The 17,792-nt window shown below is 68.8% G+C and carries 25 protein-coding genes; 24 read left to right on the top strand and 1 reads right to left on the bottom strand.

Features of this window, described 5'->3' with window-relative positions:
• Positions 1–55 precede the first annotated feature (55 nt).
• The 16 genes from SGFS_RS06360 to SGFS_RS06285 all read left to right on the top strand — a co-directional run bounded on the left by SGFS_RS06360 (position 56) and on the right by SGFS_RS06285 (position 9,309).
• Positions 56–286, top strand: coding sequence for a hypothetical protein (locus SGFS_RS06360; RefSeq protein ID WP_286248331.1), 231 nt, complete (start codon positions 56–58; stop codon positions 284–286).
• A gap of 143 nt (positions 287–429) precedes the next feature.
• Complete coding sequence (locus tag SGFS_RS06355) at positions 430–621, top strand: hypothetical protein (protein ID WP_286248330.1); 192 nt, start codon at positions 430–432, stop codon at positions 619–621.
• Between the two features lie 134 nt (positions 622–755).
• A complete protein-coding gene (locus tag SGFS_RS06350) occupies positions 756–881 on the top strand; it encodes a hypothetical protein (protein WP_286248329.1) in 126 nt (41 codons plus the stop codon).
• Positions 882–979: 98 nt separating this feature from the next.
• A complete protein-coding gene (locus tag SGFS_RS06345; RefSeq protein ID WP_286248328.1) occupies positions 980–1,168 on the top strand; it encodes a hypothetical protein in 189 nt (62 codons plus the stop codon).
• Positions 1,169–1,202: 34 nt separating this feature from the next.
• Positions 1,203–2,516, top strand: a complete 1,314-nt coding sequence (locus tag SGFS_RS06340; protein ID WP_286248327.1) for a hypothetical protein — start codon at positions 1,203–1,205, stop codon at positions 2,514–2,516.
• A gap of 23 nt (positions 2,517–2,539) precedes the next feature.
• Positions 2,540–2,995, top strand: a complete 456-nt coding sequence (locus tag SGFS_RS06335; RefSeq protein ID WP_286248326.1) for a hypothetical protein — start codon at positions 2,540–2,542, stop codon at positions 2,993–2,995.
• Positions 2,996–3,053: 58 nt separating this feature from the next.
• Entirely contained in the window at positions 3,054–5,288 is a 2,235-nt protein-coding gene (locus SGFS_RS06330) for a hypothetical protein (RefSeq protein ID WP_286248325.1), read from the top strand.
• 225 nt (positions 5,289–5,513) lie between these two features.
• Entirely contained in the window at positions 5,514–5,921 is a 408-nt protein-coding gene (locus SGFS_RS06325) for a hypothetical protein (RefSeq protein ID WP_286248324.1), read from the top strand.
• A 21-nt stretch (positions 5,922–5,942) separates the two neighbouring features.
• On the top strand, positions 5,943–6,110 hold the full coding sequence (locus SGFS_RS06320; protein ID WP_286248321.1) for a hypothetical protein: 168 nt from the start codon (positions 5,943–5,945) through the stop codon (positions 6,108–6,110).
• A 98-nt stretch (positions 6,111–6,208) separates the two neighbouring features.
• The gene (locus SGFS_RS06315) at positions 6,209–6,382 is read left to right on the top strand and encodes a hypothetical protein (protein WP_286248320.1); all 174 of its coding nucleotides are present in this window, start codon (positions 6,209–6,211) and stop codon (positions 6,380–6,382) included.
• Positions 6,379–6,849, top strand: a complete 471-nt coding sequence (locus SGFS_RS06310; protein ID WP_286248318.1) for a DUF6197 family protein — start codon at positions 6,379–6,381, stop codon at positions 6,847–6,849. The genes SGFS_RS06315 and SGFS_RS06310 overlap by 4 nt, the downstream gene beginning before the upstream one ends.
• A 19-nt stretch (positions 6,850–6,868) precedes the next feature.
• Positions 6,869–7,084, top strand: a complete 216-nt coding sequence (locus SGFS_RS06305) for a hypothetical protein (protein WP_286248316.1) — start codon at positions 6,869–6,871, stop codon at positions 7,082–7,084.
• Positions 7,085–7,107: 23 nt separating this feature from the next.
• Positions 7,108–7,332 (top strand): hypothetical protein, encoded by a 225-nt coding sequence (locus tag SGFS_RS06300; protein ID WP_286248314.1) that lies wholly within the window; start codon positions 7,108–7,110, stop codon positions 7,330–7,332.
• The gene (locus SGFS_RS06295; RefSeq protein ID WP_286248313.1) at positions 7,332–7,634 is read left to right on the top strand and encodes a DUF7739 domain-containing protein; all 303 of its coding nucleotides are present in this window, start codon (positions 7,332–7,334) and stop codon (positions 7,632–7,634) included. The genes SGFS_RS06300 and SGFS_RS06295 overlap by 1 nt, the downstream gene beginning before the upstream one ends.
• Before the next feature lie 151 nt (positions 7,635–7,785).
• Positions 7,786–8,034, top strand: coding sequence for a MerR family transcriptional regulator (locus SGFS_RS06290; protein ID WP_286248311.1), 249 nt, complete (start codon positions 7,786–7,788; stop codon positions 8,032–8,034).
• Between the two features lie 63 nt (positions 8,035–8,097).
• Complete coding sequence (locus SGFS_RS06285) at positions 8,098–9,309, top strand: hypothetical protein (RefSeq protein ID WP_286248309.1); 1,212 nt, start codon at positions 8,098–8,100, stop codon at positions 9,307–9,309.
• On the opposite strand, the gene SGFS_RS06280 is transcribed toward SGFS_RS06285, so the two are convergent.
• Positions 9,306–9,497 carry a hypothetical protein gene (locus SGFS_RS06280; protein WP_286248306.1) on the bottom strand — a complete coding sequence of 64 codons (192 nt, stop codon included), beginning with the start codon at positions 9,495–9,497 and terminating at the stop codon, positions 9,306–9,308. The genes SGFS_RS06285 and SGFS_RS06280 overlap by 4 nt on opposite strands.
• A gap of 828 nt (positions 9,498–10,325) precedes the next feature.
• Between SGFS_RS06280 and SGFS_RS06275 the strand changes: the two genes are divergently transcribed.
• From SGFS_RS06275 to SGFS_RS06240, 8 genes are all read left to right on the top strand, one after another.
• Positions 10,326–10,853 (top strand): HNH endonuclease, encoded by a 528-nt coding sequence (locus SGFS_RS06275; RefSeq protein ID WP_286248305.1) that lies wholly within the window; start codon positions 10,326–10,328, stop codon positions 10,851–10,853.
• A 47-nt stretch (positions 10,854–10,900) separates the two neighbouring features.
• Complete coding sequence (locus SGFS_RS06270) at positions 10,901–11,377, top strand: hypothetical protein (protein WP_286248303.1); 477 nt, start codon at positions 10,901–10,903, stop codon at positions 11,375–11,377.
• Between the two features lie 103 nt (positions 11,378–11,480).
• The gene (locus tag SGFS_RS06265) at positions 11,481–12,998 is read left to right on the top strand and encodes a hypothetical protein (protein WP_286248301.1); all 1,518 of its coding nucleotides are present in this window, start codon (positions 11,481–11,483) and stop codon (positions 12,996–12,998) included.
• A gap of 15 nt (positions 12,999–13,013) precedes the next feature.
• On the top strand, positions 13,014–14,447 hold the full coding sequence (locus SGFS_RS06260) for a phage portal protein (protein ID WP_286248299.1): 1,434 nt from the start codon (positions 13,014–13,016) through the stop codon (positions 14,445–14,447).
• Positions 14,444–15,520: a hypothetical protein gene (locus SGFS_RS06255; protein ID WP_286248297.1), complete on the top strand. Its 1,077-nt coding sequence runs from the start codon at positions 14,444–14,446 to the stop codon at positions 15,518–15,520. Before SGFS_RS06260 ends, SGFS_RS06255 begins: the two co-directional genes overlap by 4 nt.
• Before the next feature lie 63 nt (positions 15,521–15,583).
• Positions 15,584–16,270 carry a hypothetical protein gene (locus SGFS_RS06250; protein WP_286248296.1) on the top strand — a complete coding sequence of 229 codons (687 nt, stop codon included), beginning with the start codon at positions 15,584–15,586 and terminating at the stop codon, positions 16,268–16,270.
• Positions 16,270–16,464 carry a ribosomal-processing cysteine protease Prp gene (locus SGFS_RS06245; protein WP_286248294.1) on the top strand — a complete coding sequence of 65 codons (195 nt, stop codon included), beginning with the start codon at positions 16,270–16,272 and terminating at the stop codon, positions 16,462–16,464. Before SGFS_RS06250 ends, SGFS_RS06245 begins: the two co-directional genes overlap by 1 nt.
• Positions 16,461–17,789: a major capsid protein gene (locus SGFS_RS06240; RefSeq protein WP_286248292.1), complete on the top strand. Its 1,329-nt coding sequence runs from the start codon at positions 16,461–16,463 to the stop codon at positions 17,787–17,789. Before SGFS_RS06245 ends, SGFS_RS06240 begins: the two co-directional genes overlap by 4 nt.
• The last annotated feature ends 3 nt before the right edge of the window (positions 17,790–17,792 follow it).

Genomic DNA, 17,792 nt, shown 5'->3' with positions numbered 1-17,792 from the left:
CCGCCGCCTGCGGCTCCCCACCCCACCCGAACCAACCCGAGAGGGCTCACCAGCCATGTCCCCGTACCTGATCTCCGCTGACCTGGGCGCCACCGAGCTGGGCCGGAAGGCCCGCGCCAACACGACCGTGGCCGAGGCCACCGTCCTCAGCATCAGCGACCTGTTCGGCGAGTACGCCAAGGCCCGCGCCGACGGCGACCTGGCCCGCATGCGGCAGATCCGCCAGGTCGCCGACCCCGAGCTGGCCGACGAGCTGAACGGCTTCGACTACCCGGCCGCAGCCTGATCCGGCCCCGAGACGCCGTGGCGGCGGTACATCCCCCGGCCGCCGCCACGGCCCAGCCCCGCCAGGCCGAACCAGGGCCTACGCCTCGACAGCAGACCAGGGCACTGCACCATCCCCTATTCGCCGATCGGAAGGATCTTGTTATGCCGCGTGCGACCAGCAACAAGCCGGGCTGGAGCGACGAGCGGATCGCCCGCTACGCCACCGCGATCACCGTGCAGGTGAAGGTGAGCGGCCAGCGGGAGGCGGCCATCGGTAAGGCGCTGGACGAGGAGTTCACGGCCGAGGAGCTGGAGCGCGGTCTCCGCCACCTGAACTCGATCAACAAGCGCTGACCGGCTGCCCGCCCGGCCCGTCTCGCACGGGCGGTGAGGGGAACCGCAACAGCGCCTCCAACCCCAACCCGAAAGGAACCCTGATGGGCCTGTTCAGCAAGGCTGCCGATTCTGCCGCTTCGACCGTTGCCCGCGTGGGTCAGAAGGTCGCCGGCGACCAGGGCGTCCAGGCCGCCAACAAGATCACCGGGCCGCTCCTGGGGGTCCGCTTCGAGAAGTGCTCCGACAGCTGCGACCACGCCAACGCCAACCACAGCTGACCGGCTGTCCGCGCCGCCCGACCCCACCAGGTCGGGCGGCAAGGAGAACTGGCGCAGCACCACCCACCCCATCCGATTCGACCCCGAGTGAGGTCGTCATGTTCCGCATCCTCCGCTGGGCGCTTCTTGCCGCGTTCCTGATCGTCGTCGGCTTGTGGCCCGCCGTGGCCGCCCCGATCGGTCTTGCTGCCGCCGGCTTGGCCGTGGTCGTCGGCATGATCCCCGGCCCTGTGCTCGCCCTCGGCGCCGTCGCGCTCTGGCTGCGACACCGGCCCGCCACCGCCTGAACCCGTACCGAAGCATCGAAGGGACTGATCCGCTGTGACCGCCACATCCGTCGAGAAGGTCAACGGCCGCGCCGTGGCCTCGCCTGAGCCCCGGTTCGAGTACGACCCGGTCGCGCACGCCGAGGCGGAGGCGATCCGAACCGAGGCCGCCGCCAAAGCCGAAGCCCTCCGCATCCAGGCCGAAGGCGACGCGAAGGCCACCCAGATTCTTGCCCGAGAGCAGGCCGAGAAGGACCGCATCGCCAACGAGCGTGCCGCCATGCGCCTGGAGAAGGACAAGGTCGACCACCAGGCCTACGTCGCTAAGAAGGCCGCCGAGACCGCCAAATCGAAGGCGGAGGAGAAGAAGGCCGCCGACGCGGAGAAGGAAGCCGCCGAGCGTGAGGCACAGCAGGCGGCCGAGCAGGAGCGCGCGGAGCGGTGGTGGAAGTGGGGTGCGCGCGGCATCTACGCCGTCGGTCTGATCATCGCTGCTCCGGTGCAGTTCATGCACTTCTGGGACCCGCAGAGGCCGTTCCTCGTCGCCGCCCCCGGACTCCTCGAGGGCCTCGCCTTGGTACTCGCCTTCGGCGCCACGTGGGCAGTCGCTCACCGCCGTGACGTGATGCCTTACCGGATCGGCATCATGATCGGCGCGGCGATCGCTGCGGCAGTGAACCTGTACGGCGGACTCACCGACGCGGCCATCGGATTCAACGCCGGCCTCATCGGTGCGCTCGCCTCGGTCGGCGGTCCGGTCGTGCTGATGGCTTATGAGCACGGCATCGCGCAGCGGGCTGACGGCATCCCGTCGCTGCGCGACCGCCGTGCCGCCTCCCGGGCCAAGGCCGAGGCGGACGCCGCCCGCAAGAAGGCGGCCGACGAGAAGAAGGCTGCCGACGCGAGGGCAGCCGCCGAGAAGGTCGCTGCGCAGAAGCGTGCCGAGGAGGAGCAGGCGCGTAGGGACGCTGACCGCAAGGCCAGCCACGACGACGTGTGGCATGTCGCCGACGCACTCCGCGCGGCCCGCGGCTCCCAGTACGTCACCGAGCAGATCTGGGGCGAGGCCTGGTTCCTCGTCACTGGCTGCAAGACGGTCGGTATCCGTGCCGAAATCGAGGCGCAGTCGCGGGCAGCGCAGGCCCACATGCGGACCGTCACCGACGCCCCGGTTTTGGGCTCGATGTCGCTGGTCAATTCCCAACGACCTGCCAAGCCGAAGCGCGACCCGAACGCCCCCGACGGGCGCCGCAACAACGGCGGAACCCCGCCCCGCCGCACGCCCGGCGACAGCCAGCCCAACCACCCCATCGCCCGCTCCCAGGCCCGCGCCGAGCGCACGCCTACGCCCGCTGAGAACGCCAGCTAACTCACCCCATTGGAGACCCCGTCATGAACCAGACTCTTCGCCGGATTGCCGTCTCGGGCGGCGCGGCCATTGCCCTCCTCGGCGGGCCCGCGGTCATCACCGCGAACGCCGAGGAGCACCACGCCACCGTCGTCGCGGTCGCCGAGAAGCAGCCCGTCCCGAACCCGTCCGGCCTCACCACCGACCCGGGCTCCGGCGCCCAGCTGCAGAACCCGGTCGGCGGCCAGCCCGCTGGTGTCAACGGCGAGCAGATCCAGACGCAGGCCGGTGGCGGGGCGATCGGCGCCGGCATCGTCGCCATCCTCGTCCTCGGCGTCATCGTTTTCGTCCGGGTCAAGAACGGCCCCATGCGGGTCGGCGACGCGGTCCTCGTGACCCTGTTCGGCATCGCCATCTCGGGGACGGTCGTCGGCGCCATGGGCGACAGCCTCACCGAGTCCGCGATCAGCTCCCTCGGCAACGTCCTCAGCGGCCTGTAGCCACTCGTCGACGCGGGGCCCAGCCCGGGCCCCGCCCCCACACGGAAGGACCAGGCCAGTGGCCACCGAAATTCAGCAGCCCGGCCAGCCGGTCGCAGCCCAGACCACCCAGGACGGCGGTCGCTGGGACGAGCACAAGGCGAAAGCCAAGACCGCCTTCGACGGGCAGAAGCAGAACGCCGGCCGCCGACTCCGCGACTGGTTCGCCACCGCCGACCTCGACGACCACGAGCTTGCCGAGCGCGTCGTCGACGCCAAGCGGCGCAAGGCCCAGCAGCAGGACGACCACCTGCTGCGTGAAGTCGGCCGCGTCAACGGCCGTCTCGCAGAGGCCCGCGTGGACGCCGCCCGGCAGGGCAAGGAAACAACCCCGCAGGTGGAACGCATCCGGGGAGAGCTCGCCGCGCTGCAGGCCCGAGTCGAGACCCGGGCCACCGAAGGCCCGATGATCGCCGTCACCCCGCCCACAGGTAAAGAGGTCGACCAGGCGCGTTGGATGAAGAAGGCGACCCGTGTCGGCGCTGTTCTGGCCGGCGGCTACGCCTACCTGCACGGCGTTTCCACCGAGCCCGGCCTGCTCCTGCTGTCGATTCCCGCGGCCGGGTTCGGCTGGTGGTTCCTGTCCCGCCCGCATGTTGAGGACCAGGAGGCCGCGGCCCCTTTCGCCCAGACCCCGGCCCTGCCCGCCACGTTCCTGGCGGAGCCGGCCGGGGGTGCGGCGCCGATCGTCGGCGGGAACGTCGTCATGTCCGTCGAGCAACTGCCCGAAGGCGCCAAGCCGTTCCCCATCCGTAACGTGCGCACCCCTGACCAGGCCGCTCAGTGCGTGCTGCTGGCGGCCCGGGCGGAGAATGTGCCGATCGTCGAGGTGTCGGACGTGCAGCGGCAGCCGTGGGGCTGGCAGTGCACCGTCCGTGTCAGCGAAGGCACTCCCGAGGCCATCATCGTGAAGAGCGGTGACCTGGAGACCAAGTTCGACCTGCCGGCCAACGGAGTCCGACCGCAGCCGATCAAGGCCCGGCGGGCGTGCGCCATCCTGCGACTCGTCGACGGTGACCCGTTCGCCACCGCGCCCGGCCTGCCCTACCGCGCCCCCAAGTCGATGTCGATCACTGACAAGTTCCGTATCGGAACCTCCGTCGGCGGTGACCCGCTGGAACTTTCGCTGGCCGGCGTCATGGGCCTGTGGGTGGCTGCCTCGGGTGGCGGCAAGACCGGCATCCTCCAGGGGCTGGCCGAGGGTACGACGGCCTGCTACGACAACATCACCATCGACCTCGACCCGCACGGCGACGGCCTCGAAGACCTCGGCGACTGCGTGCGGATCACCGCCCGTACCAACGAGCAGATCGAAGCTGTCCTGCTGTTCTTCCTGGTCATGTCGAAGGCCCGTGCCCGACTGCGGCAGAAGCTCGGCATGGGCAAGAAGTGGAAGGCCAGCGCCCAGCATCCCGCCGTGACGATCTTCTTCGACGAGTTCCCGAAGGCCACCGAGCTGGCGAAGAAGCTTGCGTTCGACCTGCTGCTCGTCGGCCGCAAGGAACTCATCGAGGTCGAGATCGCCTCACAGGGCGGTCAGAAAGGCTACCTCGGCGAGAACTTCGCGCAGATGGTCGCCCTCAAGGCGGTCGGCCCCTGCAAGGTCGGCGACACCCGCGCCGTGTTCGGCGACGGCTCCGTCAACGAGGGCTACCTGCCGCACAAGCTGTCCCCGGCCACCGACACCGACCCCAAGGACGCCGGTCACATCTACATCCAAGGCGTCCCCGGCCGGCCCGACGAGCCGATCGAGTACGCCATCCACGAAACCCCGTCCGCCACCCTGCGTAAGCTCGCCGAGGAGCGCCTGGAAGCCGGGCTGGTCGAGCCCGACCAGGACAGTCTCGACGCCATGCGTGGCGTGGACCTGCCCGAGTATGTCGAGGCGGTCTACGACAACGACGGCAACATCAAGAAGGACGCCCCGGTCAAACTGCTCACCTGGGATGCGCTGCTGAGGCTGTGCGGAGCTCAGCCTGCCGAGGCCGACCCGCTGACGGACGGCGCTGCTCGTACCGCCGTCGAGGACGCGGTAGCCGTCATGGAGAAGGCCGGGGTCGACCGGATGAAGACCGAGGTGCTTCTCCGGGCGCTCCGCGAGTACGACCCCGAGGCCTACGGCGAACTGCCGGTCGACCAGTTGAAGGCGCTGCTGAAGGATGCGGGCGCCGGCGCCCCGATCACGCTCGGCCAGATCGGCGAGGAGGCCAATCCGCGCGGCTTCAAGCGTGATCGTCTCCGCCACCTGCTGTGACCGTTACGCGAAGTATGCACCCCTGATCAGGACCTGCTCAGCCCTGCTCACGCCGCAAACCCGCAGGTCACAGCCGCTCAGGCTGCCGCTCAGGGCCTGCTCAACAACTGCTCTGAGCGGCACGTGAGCAGGAACCTGAGCAGCCCTGACCTGCACCTTTAGCCGCTGAGCAGCCCCGAGCAGCAAGAACAAACCACCACAAACCCGAAACGGAGAAGATCACCCATGTCCAAGTGCTGGCAGCCCAACGAGGCCAAGAAGTTCGCCCGACAGGCGCAGATCGGCAAGTCCTACTACGTGCTGTACGAAATGGCCACCAACCTCGCCCCCTACGAAGACTCCCAGCTGTACAGCGAGATCACCTTCACGCAGCGGCGGCCGTTCACCGGCACCCCCTGCACCAACGGGAGCATGGACGCCGTCCAGCTCTGCCAGAACTGGGGCCCCGTCTACGAGCAGCCCCCGGCCGGCGTCCGCAACGTCGCCACCCCGCCGCGGCAGGTCGCCGGGCCCCTCGGTAGCAACGACTACGAGGGCGTCCTTGACGAAGCCGAACTCCGCGGACTGGAGAAGCGGGCCAACCAGGGCAGTGACCCGCGCAAGCGGCGCCCCCTCGGAACCTGGCGCGTCTGACAACGACTGAAAGGACACGAAATGGATCGACAGCAGGCAATCGAAGAAGCCGCCCGTGAAGTGCTCGCGCACGGCGGCCCGGACTGCCTCACCGACCCGCGCGAGGTGATGCGCGCGGTCGGCCGCGCCCTCGACGCGGGGGCGTCCAACGAGGACATCAAGGCCGAGATGCGCCGCCAGCGCGGCTAACCAAGCCGGGGCGCCCCACCAGCCTGCCAGCAACCAGGGGCGCCCCACCCACCCAGCCCGAACCAGCGAACCAGGAGACCCCCATCATGCCCCGCGCCATGACAGACCAGCAGTGGGATGCGCAGAACGGAACCGTCTCACCCGCCGAAGCGCAAGCACGAGGCCCGTGTTGGTGCTGCACCGGAAACGGCGTCCTCTACAGCGCATTCGGCGGCAAGCAGATCAAGGCCAACTGCGGCGAATGCAAGGGCAGCGGAAAGGCCCAGCCGTGACCACCAAGACGCTCGCCCCGTCCGCTCCGAGCGCCACCGCGCTGAGCTTCGACGAGCGGCTCGCCCTCGCCGCCCTCGCCGTCGACGCCCGCATCAACACCCAACCGCTCGACCTGGCCGACGTCATCCGGAACCCCGTCAACACCCCGCAACCCGCACCGTGCCCCTACACCACCCCCGTCGCGGCCACCCTCCACAAAGCCCGCCTCCGCCTCGAAACCGGCGGCTGGTGCACCGGAGCACTCCGCGACGAACAAGGCGCCAACTGCCTCATCGGAGCCATCCGCGCCGAAGCACCCACCGGCGGGGCAGCCGACGACGCCTGCCGCATCCTCCTCGAAACCATCCGGAGGGACTTCTCCGGCGCCGAATCCATTCCTAGCTGGAATGACGCCCGGAATGGCCCGCGCCAGCCCCTCCTCTACCTCGACCGCGCCGCCGCACTCGCCCACGCCCGCACCCTCTGACCGCTCACAGGGAGTCCGCATGGCATTCGAACGCATCAGCAAAATCCTCGAAGCCCCGGACGGCTCATTCGTCTACGCCCAAGCCGACCACACCGCCGACGAGTTCCGCGTCGTCTGCTCCGGCTGCCCCAACCTCCAGAACACGCCCTACAACAGCGGCACCGGAGCGATCCTCGCAGCCTCCTACCACGCCGAACACGACCCCGATCAGCGCCACGTCCCCACCAGGAAGTAGCCACCCCAGCAAGGGAGAAAGTAATGCCCCAGCCCGACATCGAGTGGGACGTCTTCCAGTCCTACGGCCGCATGCCCGCAAACCTCGACCGCGGCCTCGCCGTACCCGCCAACACGTGGGTCGCCGCCGCCATCCACTCGGCCACCGGCAACACCCTCGCCCAATCCGACCCGCAGCCCACCGAGGCCGCGGCCCGAGCCGACGGCGAACGCAAACTCGCCGCCTGGCAGCAGAAGCAGGCCGCCTGATGGGAATCAGCATCAGCCACGGCGTGCCCTCCACCCGATCCGCACTCACCATCAGCAACCTCGGCACCCACCTCGCCCACGCACTCACCGGGACGGAATGGCGCGAGGTCGCCCACCTCTTCGACGGACACCTCAGCGTCCCCGTCTACACGCCGCCCGCCGAGGCCGGCCGGATCGGTGAACTCCTCACCAAAGCCGCCAACAGCCGGGCCATGAACCCCGAATGGGGCCAGCTCGCCACCCTCCTCGCCGGATCAGCGCGCCGAGCCGCAGCAGCCCGACAGACCTGGGAATGGACCTGACCGCCGTTCCCGATCCGACCTGACACCGGATCTCCTTGCAATGCCCTGACCTGCAATGCATACTCGGAGTCACCTAGGGACCTCTGTGCCCACAAGCACCACGGAACCCCCGCCACATGCGCGGGGGTTTCCGCATGTCAGGGGAGGTGCCATGCCCCGCCCCGACGACCACCGTGACGCAGACGGACGCGAAGCAGCCGGGATGTTGTGGTTCACCGTCTCCCAAGCCGCCGCATTCATCGGCGGCAGCCGACAGACCATCTACGGCTGGGAACGCCGCGGCCTGCTGAAGGATCCGCGCACCGACGAGCACGGCCGCCGCATCTACAGCCAGCAGCAGATCGCCGAAGCCCACAAGCAGGCCCGCGACAACGCCGACGCCGTGCGACGCGCCGCCTGAACCGTCCCGCCGCCCGCCGGACCCCACCCCGGGCCGCGGGACACCCAACCCCTGGAGGTGACCGTGCCCTTCCCCGTAGGCGCCTCCACGATCACCGTCACCGGCACGTTCCCCGTCCCCGTGGCAGGCGCAGCACGCGCGGGCAGTGTCGTCTTCACCCCCTCCACGGTCCTCGTCGACTCCACACAGCACGCCATCTACAGCGGCGCCGGCACCGTGACACTCAACGGATCAGGGCAGCTGAGCACCACCCTGCTCTGCAATGACGACACCGACGTACAGCCGACAGGCTGGCGGTGGCGGGTCGACGAGCAGCCCACCGGCGGGCAACGCCGCACCTACTGGATCGACCTGCCGTCCACGCTCGGCCCGACCGTCGACCTGTCCGTGCTCGCCCCCGTGTCCGCGCCGGGCGGCAGCGGCCAGTCGCTCCCGCCGAGCGGACCGGCAGGCGGAGCGCTCACCGGCTCGTACCCGAACCCGGCGTTGGCCGCCGCTACGATCGCCCTCTTCGACGCGGGTGGTGCCGCCGCAGCAGCCCAGGCCGCGGCAGCCGCCGACGCCACCAGCAAGGTGACCGCACACTCGGCGGACACCACCGATGTGCACGGCATCCCGAACACGGCGCTTCTCGAGACCATGGCAGGCGCAACCGCCAAGGTCACGACCCACACGGGGGCCGCGGACCCACACGGTGACCGGGCCTACGCCGACGGCCAGTTCGCGACGATCACCGTCGTCAACACCCTCACCGGCACAGTGACCACACTCAGCGGCACCGTGACCGCGCTCAACGGATTCGTAGACGACTGCCTCGGCCGCGTCGCCGCCATCGAGAACGGAACCGCGTTCCTTGCCGCGCTCAACGTCACAGGGAACGCCCTCATCTCCGGCGGAGACCTCACCGTCAAGGACAACGCCAAGGGCTACCGCTTCCGGCGAGGCGGCGGCGCACTGGACTTGGAAGCCACCGGCGCGGACCTGATCGTCTCGAACTGGTCCGGGACCGGCTTCAACGGCACTCAGCGCAGCTACGACCGTTACTCGGCCGACGCCCTCAACGTGCAGCACGCGGGTAAGCGCGAGTTCGTGGCAGCCCTGTACGGGGCCGTCGTCCACGTCATCGACCCCGACGCCAATCGGCTCGGCTTCCACGGCAAGAACCCCGTCACGCAGCAGGCCGTCACCGGATCGCGTGGTGGCAACGCGGCTCTCGCCAGCCTGCTGACCGCACTCGACACCCTCGGGCTCATCGACGATCAGACCACGGCCTAACCGTCAGCCTGCCCACGGTCACGCCACGGCCGATCCCGCCCGTGCTCCCGGTCCACACGCATGTGCCGGCCGAACCCCACGAACACGGCGATCAGGACCAGCACCGCGGCCACCATCAACCACGGCAGACGACCAACCCAGCCGAACACCAGCGCACACATCGCCACCACCAGCACACCGGCAGCCACATTCCCCTGCATCAAACCCCCACAAGTCGAGGGCGACACCGTACCGGGACGGAGGCGGCATGGGCAGACGAAACGGATGGCGAGTCTGCTCAACACCCGGCTGCCCCGAGTACACGCAGGGCGGCAGATGCGACGGATGCCGGGCCAAGGCAGAGAAGCAGCGCGGTACGGCACGGCAGCGCGGGTACGGCGGACCAGGATGGCAGGCAGCACGACGTGCGGTCCTCGAACGTGACCGGCTCTGCGTCTGCACTGATGACGGGCACGCGCACGACGGCCCATGTCGACAGCCGGCCACCGTCGCTGACCACTACCCCGACGAACGCCGCGACCTCGTGGCCGCCGGCGTACCCGATCCGGACTCCCCGCACCGCCTGCGGGGCATCTGCGCTGGGTGCCATGGCCGCAAGACTGCGGTCAGCACCCCGGGCGGCTGGAATGCGTGACGGCGAGTGGCCGGCCGCGCGGTCGATGGTCACTCAGGGTAGGGGGATGGCCCCCTCCGGGCCTCTCTGGCGGACCGCCGGGGAGGGCTGCGGAAGGCCGGTCAAGATCAGAACTTCCATGATCGCGTACAGAGTGACGCATTGTAATCATCAGTCGGGAGCCCTCTTCGGCAAGATCTGACTTGGTGTCAGTGCCTCGCCCTACCCTGAGAGCACCATGGATGAATTGCGTACATGCCCTGGTTGCGGGCAGGCGATCACCCCTAGCCCCCGTGAGCGGAACCCTCGGCGATGGTGCAGCGAGCGTTGCCGCGCATGGGCTCGCCTGCATCCTGGGATCCTTCGCCAGCTCGCTCGAGCCTGTCCAGGTTGCGGCGCTGATATGTCGGAACGGAGCGCCCAGGCGAAGTACTGCACGACGCGCTGTGGCGAGATCGCGCGCGGTGAGCGGTTGCCCGATCCACTACCGACTCGCAGCTGCGCCCTCTCAGAGTGCGGCGAGGAGTTCCAGCCCTATCGCGAGGGCCAGCGCTGTTGCTCGGAGAAGCACGGGAAGCTGCTGTACAACCGGGAGTCGCGGGCGGACGGCCGACAGAAGCCGGAGCCGTGGAACGACAAGCGCCGCGACCGCTACCACCGGCGGCGCGCGCAGAAGAAGCAGACGTCGACTGGCGAGCCGGTCCTGCTCGCAGACATAGCTGAACGCGACGGCTGGCGCTGTCACATCTGCGGTACTCGGGTCGGCAAGAAGATCGCTTGGCCGCACCCGAGAAGCGCGAGTCTGGATCACGTGGTCCCGCTCTCGAAGCAGGGCCCACACACCCCGGCGAACGTCCGCCTGGCCCACTTGGGTTGCAACAGCTCAAAGGGCAATCGGGGCGGTGGCGAGCAGTTGTTGTTGATCGGCTGAGCGCAAGGCTTGGCCGGGTTCTACGCCGCGCAACGCGGCTAGTTGGAGTGATCGATATGCCGAAGGGTGGTGCACGCACTCGGTCTGGTCCTCCGCCTGACCCTGAAGCGCTGCGGCGTGAGCGGGATGCTGGCGAGTGGACGATTCTGCCCGCCGAGGGCCGTCAGGGCGCAACGCCCGAATGGCCGCTCATCGAGCTGACCGACCGCGAAGCCAAATTGTGGGACCGGCTCTGGGAGATGCCGCAGGCCCTGATGTGGGAGCGATACGGCCAGGACATTGAGGTCGCCCTGTACGTCCGGCGCCTCGTCCAGGCTGAGCAACCCGACGCATTCGTCAACCTGGGCACCCTCGTGCGGCAGATGGCCGACAGCCTGGGACTGACGACGCCCGGCATGCGGGCTAACCGGTGGCGCATCGAGCGTCCCAACGAGGAACGCGAGATGTCGGCCGGGCCTTCGCCGACCATCGCGCCGACCTCGGCGCGTGCCCGGCTGAGGGCGGTGGCCGGTGGTAGCGGCTGACGACGGAACCTGGTCCACCGACTTCCCGACCTTGTTCGTCGTCCCCGACTGGATCACGCGACACTGCCGTCTCCAGTCGGTCGGTGGCCTAGACGACACGCCCTTGCCGTTCGAGATGTATGACTGGCAGCTCCGCATCACGGCCAACCTCTACCGGGTCAGGCCGGAAGCCGAGTTGGGGCAGTTGTCGACGGCCTTTCATTTCCGGCGTGCGCAGGCAGTCGCACCGCAGAAATCCGGCAAGGGGCCCTGGGCGGCGAGCATCGTGGCTGCCGAGGGTGTAGGCCCGGTGCTCTTCAACGGATGGGCGCGCGGAGGTGAGCGCTACCGCTGCACGGACTACCGCTGCGGTTGCGGGTGGGTGTACGAGTACGAGCCTGGCGAGCCGATGGGCCGGCCCTGGAACAAGCCGCTGATCCAGATCACGGCTACGTCCGAGGACCAGACGGACAACACCTACCGTCCGCTCCAGGAGATGATCCGAAACGGGCCGCTCTCCGAGCTGATGCGAGTGGGCGAGCAGTTCATCCGCCTGCCCAACGACGGCCGTATCGACGTTGTTACTTCAAGCGCACAGTCCCGTCTGGGCAACCCGATCACGTTCGCCTCGCAGGACGAGACCGGTATTTGGACCGACGGCAATGGCATGACCAAGGTCGCCACGACGCAGCGCCGGGGTCTGGCCGGCATGTCGGGGCGCTCCCTTGAGCAGACGAACGCCTGGGATCCCACTGAGAACTCGGTGGCGCAAAAGACGGCAGAGACCAAGGTCAAGGATGTCTACCGGTTCCACCGGCTGCCGCCTAAGGACCTCGACTATGGCAAGAAGGCGGACCGGCGGAAGATCCACGCTGCCGTCTACCAGGGCAGCACGCACATCGACCTCGACGCCATCGAGGGCGAGGCATCTGAACTGCTGGAGAAAGAGCCTGCTGAGGCTGAGCGCTTCCACGGGAACCGCATCACGGCTGGCATGGGTGCATGGCTGCAGCAGGACCGTTGGGATGCTCGGCGTGCTCTTGAGGATGTTCCGGACGGTACGCGGATCGTGCTCGGCTTCGATGGCTCTGAGGTGGACGACTGGACGGGCATTCGTGCGGAGACGCTGGAAGGTTTCCAGTTCACGCCGCTGTATGGGCCAGACAGGCGTCGCTGCATTTGGGATCCGGTGGAGTGGGACGGTCAGGTGCCGCGGCTTGAGGTCGATGCCGCGGTGGATGAATTGTTCGATCGGTACGACGTGATCCGTATGTATGCGGATCCGCCGTACTGGACGAGCGAGGTGGCTCAGTGGCAGGCGCGGCACGGCGAGAAGCGCGTCACGGAGTGGCACACGTCCCGGCCGGTGCAGATGCATGCTGCGTGCGAGCAGTTGCTGACGGATGTGGTGAAGGCCGACACGGTGTTCCGGCACGACGGGTGCGAGACGACGTCAATCCATGTACGGAATGCCCGTAAGGCGGCCCGGCCGGCGAACCGGTATGTGCTCCGGAAGGCTGCCATCCACCAGAAGATCGACCTTGCTGTCTGCTCGATCCTGGCGCACGAGGCGGCCAGCGATGCCATCGCGGCCGGCCTGGCCCGCCCTCGGAAGTCGTCGAAGATGCTGATTCTGCGGTGAGGGCGAGGTGGGCTGGTGGAGCGCACTGAGCTGGAGTGGTTGAAGCATCTGATCGACTGCCATGACCGGGAGAAGCCGGATCTGAGGCTGCTGGACCTGTACTACGAGGGTGAGCAGCCGCTGTCGTATATGGCGCCGGAGTTGCAGGCGGAGATGGACGAACGGGTCCGCCAGGTGGTGGTGAACTGGCCGCAGTTGGTGGCCGACTCGATTGAGGAGCGCCTGGACGTCGAGGGTTTCCGTTTCCCTGAGGAGGCGGAGGCGGACGAGGATTTGTGGCGGATCTGGCAGGCGAATCGGCTGGATGCGGCGTCGCATCAGGGGCATTTGGATGCGCTGGTGATGCGCCGCAGTTACGTGATCGTGGGCGCCCGGGAGAACGATGCCGAGACGCCGTTGATCACGGTGGAGTCGGCGCTGGACGTGTTCGCCGAGCATGATCCGCGCACGGGCGCGGTGGCTGCTGCGGTGAAGCGCTGGTGTGAGGAGCCGGGGGGTGAGTCGCCGGTCGACTACGCCACCTTGTATCTGCCGGACTCGACGTCGTGGTGGGTGAGGGACCGCTCGGGTTCGTGGATTTCGGATCCTGAGCACGAGATGGACGAGCACAATCTGGGCGAGGTGCCGGTGGTTGTGCTGGCGAACCGGCCGCGGTTGAAGCGTCCGGGTGGGGTGTCGGAGTTCAAGGCGGTCATTCCGATCTCTGACGCCTGCTGCAAGATCGCCACGGACATGATGGTGAGCGCGGAATATCACGCGACGCCGCGCCGGGTGGCGTTCGGGTTCGGCGATCAGGACTTTGTCGACGAGCAGGGCCGCCGGGTGTCGGCGTTCTCGCGGATCATCGGCCGGATGTGGGCGACGTCCCGCAACCGCAAGGAGGACGGCGCGGACGTCGTGCAGTTCCCGGAGGCGTCGCTGTCGAACTTCCACGACACGATCAACCAGTTGGCCCGGCTGGTGGCGTCGCTGGCTGGTCTGCCGCCGCACTTCTTGGGCTATGCCACGGAGAACCCGGCGAGCGCGGATGCGATCCGCTCGAGCGAGTCGCGGCTGGTGAAGCGTGCGGAGCGTAAGCAGCGGGAGTGGGGCGAGGCGTGGGAGCGGGTCATGCGGCTCGCACTGCGGTTCCGCGACGGCGCTTTCGATCCGCGGGTGTTGGCGCTGGAGACGATCTGGCGTGACGCTTCGACGCCGACGGTGGCTCAGAAGGCGGATGCGGCGGTGAAGCTGCACACGGCGAAGATTGTGCCGCTGCGGCAGACCCGGGAGGACATGGGCTATACGCAGGCCCAGATCGCCCGCATGGAGGCCGCCGACGAGGAGGCCGCCGAGGACGCGATGAAGCGAATCCTCGCTGGCGATTTGGCGGCGCTGGAGGCGGGTCCGAAGCCGCCGCCGGAGGAGGAGGCGGACGACCCGGTGCCTGAGCCTGCGGGTGTGTCGTGACGACGGCGCCAGCGCGTCTGTCGTCTGTCGATCTGGCGGAGGCGTACTACGTGGCGCAGGCCCGCCTGACGCGGTCTGCGGTGAACCGGGTGCAGACGTTGTGGCGGGAGTTGGACTCGCGGGATCTTACGGGCTCGTGGGAGACCCTGGTGGGGCCAGGGGTGGTGGAGGCGGTGGCGGTTGGGCAACTGGCCGCCGCCGCCCAGGCCGACCCTTACCTCGATGCGATCGAGACTGCGGATGGCGACGGCCCGGATGGTTCGGCCCGGCTCAGGGCGGCGACGTTCGCTGGGCACGCCTCGGACGGGCGGGCGCTGGACACGCTGCTGTACCTGCCTGTGATCACCACGAAGCAGGGGATCGCGGCTGGCCTGTCGGACACCGAGGCGATGATGCGGGGCCTCAACCAGATGCTGCGCATGGCGGCCACGCAGGTCACGGATGCCGGTCGCACGGCGGTCGGCGCGGGCATTGCGGGCCGGCGCACGATCCGGGGCTACATCCGGATTGCTACGGCTCCCTGTTGTGCTCGTTGCGCGATCCTGTCCGGCAAGGAGTTCGGGTGGAATGCTGGGTTTCAGCGGCACCCGCGCTGCGACTGCATCCACATGCCGGCCACGCTCGTCGCCCGGAGCAGCCTGCGGCGGGGCTTTCTGGAGCATCGCGAGATGGCGCCGACGGTGGGCGCTCGCGGCCCGCGCGGGTTTGTTGACGCGCAGACGTACTTCGGTTCGCTGTCTCGGCGGGAGCAGGACCGCATCTTCACCATCGCGGGTGCGCGGGCGATCCGTGACGGCGCGGATATCACGTCGGTCGTGAATGCCCGCCGGGGCATGTACACGGCGTCTGCCTACGGGCAGCGGCTGAGGGCGACCCGCGAGGGCGTGACGACCCGGGGCGCGTTCTTCCGTTCGGAGCGGGCCCGCGACATTGCGCGCGGGCGGGTCCCGGCGAACATCGGCCGGGCATACCGGCTGCGGACGCCACGTCTGATGCCTGAGCAGATCTATCAGCTTGCCGGGTCGCGCGATGAGGCCATCGCGATGCTCCGGCGCTTCGGCTATCTGGATTAGCCGATCTTTAACCGGCCGCGCGCAAGGCGTGTCCGTCCGATCCCGCAACGGGAGACCCATCACATGCACAGCACCCGTAACCGCTGGCTGTCTGCTGCCCAGAGCGCGGACTGGTTCCAGCTGGACCGTCACGACGACCCCGAGCCCAGCCCGGACCCGGCCGATCCGCCGGAGCCGGAGGGAGACCCCGACCCTGAGCCGGACCCGGAGGGCGCCGACAAGCTCGGCGACGCCGGAAAGAAGGCTCTCGACAAGATGAAGGCGGACCGCGCGGAGGCCAAGAAGGCCGCGGCGGCCGAGAAGAAGCGCGCTGACGAGCTGGCCCGCAAGGTGGCCGAGTTCGAGGACCGCGACAAGTCCGAGCTGGAGAAAGCCACCGGCCGGGCGGAGGCGGCGGCGAAGCGCGCTGAGGCCGCCACGGCGCGCGCGGTGCGCGCGGAGGTCAAGGCCGCGGCGGCCGAGTTCGCCGACCCGGACGATGCGCTCGCGCACCTCAACGGCAAGTTCGCGCAGTATGCCGACGACGGCGGCGAGATCGACACCGAGGCGATCACCGCGGACCTGGCCGACCTTCTGGAGCGCAAGCCGCACCTGCGCAAGCAGACCACGCCTGCAGCGGACCCGTCGAGGGCGCCGAAGCCGGACCCGTCGCAGGGGCCGCGCAAGGAGCCCGCACCGAAGGACTACCGCAACGCATCGCGCGAGGAGATCCAGAAGGGGCTCGCCGCGCTCGGGGTCCGCCTGCGCTGATGATCCGTATCCGTGCCCGACTGGGCGAGGGCCGGACCTCGATCGAGGTCGACGGCCACGAGGGCCATGTCGAAGACGGGCGGGTCTGCGCCGCCATCACGGCAATCACCCAAACCGCGCTGCTGGGGCTGGAGCAGTACGCCCAGCAGTTCCCGGACCTCGTGTCCGTCGAAATCACAGAGGAGAACTCATGACCACCCTGACCGCTCGCCGGTCGTGGTTCCGGCTGACCCGGCACGATGTCCGGTCCACCCTGCCGGCTGCGATCCGCGCCATCATGCAGAACGGCCTGCTCGACGGTATGTTCCGCGAGTCGCTGATGCCGGAGCTCCTGTTTCCGCAGATCGCGGACATCGAGCCGTGGCAGGGCGCCAAGGGCGACACGAAGATCATGACCCGGAACGGGCTCATGACTCCCGACCCGACTCCGACCACCGGCTCGGACGCGTCCACGGGCTCGTACAGCATCGAGCAGTGGACCGTGACGATGGACCAGTACGGCAAGTCCATCGACACCGACCTGCTGCAGTCGTCGATGACGCAGGCGTCGAAGTACCTCAACGACGTCAGCAGGCTCGGCATTCACGCCGGGCAGACCATCAACCAGCTCGCGAGGAACAAGCTGTACAAGGGCTACGCGGGCGGGCGCACCTACTGCCGTACCGCGGGCAGCTCGGACACGTCGATCGAGGTCGCCTCCACGGACGGCTTCACGCATGTCCTGGTCAACGGCGTGCCGACCGCGGTGTCGGCGTCGACTCCGCTGACGGTGTCGATCGAGGGCGTCGCGAACACGGTGACGGGCGTGAACACCTCTACGGGCGTTCTCACGCTCGGCACTGCGCGCGCGGATGTCCTCGGCGATTCGGTCGTGTCGGCCCAGGCCCCGTACTCGGTGCGGGCGGGTTCCTCGAACGACTCGGCGTTCGACCTGGCGGCGGGCGACCTGATCAAGTTCTCGCACTTCCGGGCGGCCGTGGCCCGTCTGCGCCGCATGCACGTCCCGTCGGCTGAGGGCGGCAACTATGTCGCGCACATCGACTCGGTGACGGAGTCGCAGCTGTTCGAGGACACCGAGTTCCAGAACCTGTACCAGGGGCGCGCCGACTCGCAGACGTACCGGGATCTGGCGATCGGCGTGTTCGGCGGCATCGTGTGGGTCCGCAACGAGGTCGTCCCCTACCTGACGACCGCCACCACCGGCTACGAGGATCTCGCGACGACGGTGCACCGCCCGATCGTGGTGGGTGCGGGTTCTCTGATCGCGGCCCCGTTCGAGAACCCGGCCGGCCTGCTGCGTGAGACGGGTGTGTCCGACGTCCCCGAGATCGCGATGCTCAACGTGGCGCCGGGTGTGGACGTGGCGCGGATCGTGCGCCCGCCGCAGGACCGCTACCAGCAGAACGTGTCGACGACCTGGTCGTGGGTCGGCGACTACGGCGTTCCCTCGGACTCGCTGGCGAACGGCGACAACGCTTTGTTCAAGCGGGCCGTGATGCTGGAGCACAGCGCGAACTGATCG

Source organism: Streptomyces graminofaciens (assembly GCF_030294945.1).
Taxonomy (GTDB): domain Bacteria; phylum Actinomycetota; class Actinomycetes; order Streptomycetales; family Streptomycetaceae; genus Streptomyces; species Streptomyces graminofaciens.
This window is presented reverse-complemented; position numbering and strand designations above follow the sequence as displayed.

What these genes read in the sequence shown, in the direction of transcription:
- SGFS_RS06360 (WP_286248331.1), top strand. Translation starts at nt 56, where the DNA reads ATGTCCCCGTACCTGATCTCCGCTGACCTGGGCGCCACCGAGCTGGGC.
- SGFS_RS06325 (WP_286248324.1), top strand. Translation starts at nt 5,514, where the DNA reads ATGTCCAAGTGCTGGCAGCCCAACGAGGCCAAGAAGTTCGCCCGACAG.
- SGFS_RS06305 (WP_286248316.1), top strand. Translation starts at nt 6,869, where the DNA reads ATGGCATTCGAACGCATCAGCAAAATCCTCGAAGCCCCGGACGGCTCA.
- SGFS_RS06335 (WP_286248326.1), top strand. Translation starts at nt 2,540, where the DNA reads ATGAACCAGACTCTTCGCCGGATTGCCGTCTCGGGCGGCGCGGCCATT.
- SGFS_RS06315 (WP_286248320.1), top strand. Translation starts at nt 6,209, where the DNA reads ATGACAGACCAGCAGTGGGATGCGCAGAACGGAACCGTCTCACCCGCC.
- SGFS_RS06240 (WP_286248292.1), top strand. Translation starts at nt 16,461, where the DNA reads ATGACCACCCTGACCGCTCGCCGGTCGTGGTTCCGGCTGACCCGGCAC.
- SGFS_RS06345 (WP_286248328.1), top strand. Translation starts at nt 980, where the DNA reads ATGTTCCGCATCCTCCGCTGGGCGCTTCTTGCCGCGTTCCTGATCGTC.
- SGFS_RS06355 (WP_286248330.1), top strand. Translation starts at nt 430, where the DNA reads ATGCCGCGTGCGACCAGCAACAAGCCGGGCTGGAGCGACGAGCGGATC.
- SGFS_RS06320 (WP_286248321.1), top strand. Translation starts at nt 5,943, where the DNA reads ATGGATCGACAGCAGGCAATCGAAGAAGCCGCCCGTGAAGTGCTCGCG.
- SGFS_RS06300 (WP_286248314.1), top strand. Translation starts at nt 7,108, where the DNA reads ATGCCCCAGCCCGACATCGAGTGGGACGTCTTCCAGTCCTACGGCCGC.
- SGFS_RS06295 (WP_286248313.1), top strand. Translation starts at nt 7,332, where the DNA reads ATGGGAATCAGCATCAGCCACGGCGTGCCCTCCACCCGATCCGCACTC.
- SGFS_RS06290 (WP_286248311.1), top strand. Translation starts at nt 7,786, where the DNA reads ATGCCCCGCCCCGACGACCACCGTGACGCAGACGGACGCGAAGCAGCC.
- SGFS_RS06250 (WP_286248296.1), top strand. Translation starts at nt 15,584, where the DNA reads ATGCACAGCACCCGTAACCGCTGGCTGTCTGCTGCCCAGAGCGCGGAC.
- SGFS_RS06245 (WP_286248294.1), top strand. Translation starts at nt 16,270, where the DNA reads ATGATCCGTATCCGTGCCCGACTGGGCGAGGGCCGGACCTCGATCGAG.
- SGFS_RS06275 (WP_286248305.1), top strand. Translation starts at nt 10,326, where the DNA reads ATGTCGGAACGGAGCGCCCAGGCGAAGTACTGCACGACGCGCTGTGGC.